Origin of the sequence: Henriciella sp. (assembly GCF_049649345.1) — a bacterium.
GTDB lineage: Bacteria > Pseudomonadota > Alphaproteobacteria > Caulobacterales > Hyphomonadaceae > Henriciella.
On record NZ_JBARZC010000005.1, the window covers coordinates 1 to 3265 of the forward strand.

Consider the following 3265-nt stretch of genomic DNA (forward strand, 5'->3'; position numbering starts at 1 on the left):
GCGTGAGCATCCGGAACTCGTCAACAAGTATCTCGGGACCGTGGTGCCGCAGTCGGACAATTATTTTGCGACGCTGAATAGCGCAGTCTTCTCTGACGGGACGTTTGTTTACGTGCCCGAAGGGGTGCGCTGCCCGATGGAACTCAGCACCTATTTCCGGATGAATGCCGAGAACACTGGCCAGTTCGAGCGCACGCTGATCATCGCAGACAAGGGCGCTTATGTCTCTTATCTCGAAGGCTGCACCGCGCCTATGCGCGATGAGAACCAGCTTCATGCGGCTGTTGTGGAATTGGTCGCGCTGGAAGACGCTGAGATCAAATACTCCACCGTGCAGAACTGGTGGCCGGGCGATGAGAACGGCAAGGGCGGCATCTACAATTTCGTGACCAAGCGCGGCGATTGCCGCGGCGCGCGATCCAAGATCAGCTGGACGCAAGTTGAAACCGGCTCTGCCGTCACCTGGAAATACCCGTCCTGCATTCTGCGCGGGGATGACAGTGTCGGAGAGTTCTATTCCATCGCTGTGACCAACGGCCGGCAGATGGCTGATACCGGCACCAAGATGCTGCACCTCGGCAAGAACACCCGCTCGCGGATCATATCAAAAGGTATCTCCGCCGGGCGGTCTGACAACACGTATCGCGGCCTTGTCTCGGTCAACAAAAACGCGGCGGGCGCCCGCAATTTCACCCAATGTGATTCCCTTCTCATTGGCGGCGATTGCGGCGCGCACACGGTCCCCTACGTCGAAAACCGACGGGCTGACGCGCAGCTTGAGCATGAAGCAACAACGACGAAGCTCTCGGAAGACCAGCTATTCTATGTGCGCCAGCGCGGGATCGGCGAAGAGCAGGCGGTGGCTCTTCTGGTCAACGGTTTTGTACGCGAAGTAATGCAGCATCTTCCGATGGAATTTGCCGTCGAAGCGCAAAAACTGCTCGAAGTGAGCCTCGAAGGCAGCGTTGGGTGATTGATCAAGACCATTTCCTGACCTGGCTCAGCCGGTTGAAAGTGGCTGTCGAGAAGCCTGACGCCGAAGACTTCGTCGCGCTGTTCAGCGATGACGTAACTTTCTACGACGCGCCCTTCCAGGCACCGCGCCGGGGCAGGCTGGCCCTGCAGATGGCGATCGAGGAGATGGGGCGGAACAGGAGCGGCAGCACCTTCAAAACTGAGTTCATAAGAACCGATGAAGACGCGGGCTGGGCGATGTGGGCCAATTCCTTTACCCGCGCAGGAACAGATGACCCGGTTCGCCTTGAGGGCATATTGAAAGCCAGTTTCGATGAGGACGGCCTTTGCCGGGAATTCCGCCAGTGGTGGCACAAGCTGGAACCCGGACAGGATGACCTGATGCGGGACTTCGACGCCTGAGAATCGCTTGCGGCACAAACATTGCTGCATACACTGAAATTAACCAGAGTTTGATCGAACAGGAGCGGGATGTCGCGTCTCTTTCCCATATTGGCTTTGCTCATTGGAGCGTGCGCGTCGCAAGAGGCGCCGGAACCGTACTGGATTCCATATGATGGCTATGGCCCGGGCGCTCCGATTGTGTCCAACGCCCGAGGGTCCGCCGGCACAGGCCAGCCATTCGGCATGGACTCTTTCGGTCCGAATATCGAGGTCGCCGATATCGGCCCTTCGCTCGACCAGTTCCTGTCCCCTCAAGGAGACACGCTCATTCTCCTGCCGAACCGCCTAGAGCGCCAGCAACTCGATTTTTCGCTTGAAAGTCTGAAAGTCATGGATAGGTGGCTGAAAGACATTCATACAATCAACCGCCTGCAGGCCGAGACGGGCAGGGCAGGCGAAGCCCTCATCAGCGATGGCCGAGGTGATAATTCGGTCATGTTCGCGGGTCTTTATCTTGGGGAAGTCATTCGCGCGAATTCGGACCTGTCATGGCAATGGGAACGGTTTGACCATTTCATCGCCGCCAATCCCTATTTTGTCGAGCATTACGGCCTCGATGCGGGCCTCGACAGTTTTGTGCTTGTCGGGCCTCAAGGCGTTGCAACGCCGATCAATACGGCGCTGAAACGCGTCCTGTTCGGCAAGGAGGAAAGTCTGCACTTCATCGGCAGCCTTCTTGTTGATCCGGTCGACCTTCAGGCGGCTGTTTCCGGCCAAATCTTCTATGGTTTGACTGACATTCAATAGAAATGCGCAGCTTTGCCTCAGAGCAGGCTTTGATTTCCTGCTGTAAATCTCTACATCGGCAGCATGTTGAAGATTACTGACCTGCACGCCTCGGTCGGCGAAGGCGAAGACGCCAAGCCCATCATAAACGGCCTCACACTCGAAGTGCCTGCGGGCGAGGTCCATGCCGTCATGGGACCGAACGGCGCTGGCAAGTCGACCCTGTCCTATGTGCTGACTGGGCGCGAAGGCTATGAGGTCACCGCAGGCTCCGCAACGCTGAAAGGCGAGGACCTGCTGGAGATGGATCCCGAAGACCGGGCTTCTCACGGCGTCTTCCTTTCTTTCCAGTATCCCGTTGAAATCCCGGGCGTACCGGTCATGACATTTGTGCGCGCTGCGATGAATGCCCAGCGCAAGGCGCGCGGCGAAGACGAGATATCCGCGCCCGACTTTATCAAGAAGGCGCGGGAAGTCGGCGGCATGCTCAACCTCGACGCCGATATGCTGAAACGGCCGCTCAATGTCGGCTTTTCCGGGGGTGAGAAGAAGCGTCTTGAAATCTTCCAGATGATGATGCTGGAGCCATCCTTCGCCATTCTCGACGAAACCGACTCCGGGCTTGATATCGACGCGCTCAAGACTGTTTCTGATGGCGTCAATGCACTGCGCAGCCCGGACCGCGGCATGCTGGTCATCACGCACTATCAGAGGCTGCTGGACCACATCATGCCAGACAAGGTTCACGTCTTGTCGAAGGGCCGGATCGTGAAGACCGGCGGGCCTGAACTGGCCCATCAGCTTGAAAGAGAAGGGTATGACGGGATCCTCGGGGAGGCGGTTTGACCCTCGCCGACATCAGAGACCTGTTTAGAGATCCGACACCGGCAGAGCTGCAACTGATCGCAAAATATGCGGAGCTGGACGATGACCCTCGCCGCCAACGCGCTTTTGAGGCCTTTGCACGGACCGGCTTGCCGCACCGACGGATGGAAGAGTGGAAGTGGACCGATTTCCGTCAGGCTCTGCCGTCCATCGAGCAGATTGAAGCAGCAGCAAATCGCAAGCTTTCGGCGCCTGAAAACGCTGTCGTCATCTCATTTGACGGAACATCATGGGA

General features: G+C 57.7%; 4 protein-coding genes and 1 pseudogene. All 5 read left to right on the forward strand.

Annotation, left to right across the window (positions count from 1 at the left end; translation table 11 throughout):
• The coding region (sufB, locus tag WA989_RS00065; protein WP_424338490.1) for a Fe-S cluster assembly protein SufB at positions 1-973 on the forward strand (973 nt) is incomplete at its 5' end.
• Positions 970-1377, forward strand: a complete 408-nt coding sequence (locus WA989_RS00070; protein WP_424338491.1) for a nuclear transport factor 2 family protein — start codon at positions 970-972, stop codon at positions 1375-1377. The genes sufB and WA989_RS00070, both read left to right, overlap by 4 nt.
• Positions 1378-1602: 225 nt before the next feature.
• On the forward strand, positions 1603-2166 hold the full coding sequence (locus WA989_RS00075; RefSeq protein WP_424338492.1) for a hypothetical protein: 564 nt from the start codon (positions 1603-1605) through the stop codon (positions 2164-2166).
• A 63-nt stretch (positions 2167-2229) separates the two neighbouring features.
• Complete coding sequence (gene sufC / locus WA989_RS00080; RefSeq protein ID WP_424338493.1) at positions 2230-2991, forward strand: Fe-S cluster assembly ATPase SufC; 762 nt, start codon at positions 2230-2232, stop codon at positions 2989-2991.
• Positions 2988-3265, forward strand: a pseudogene (locus tag WA989_RS00085) (hypothetical protein); the annotation flags it as partial. The gene sufC and the pseudogene WA989_RS00085, both read left to right, overlap by 4 nt.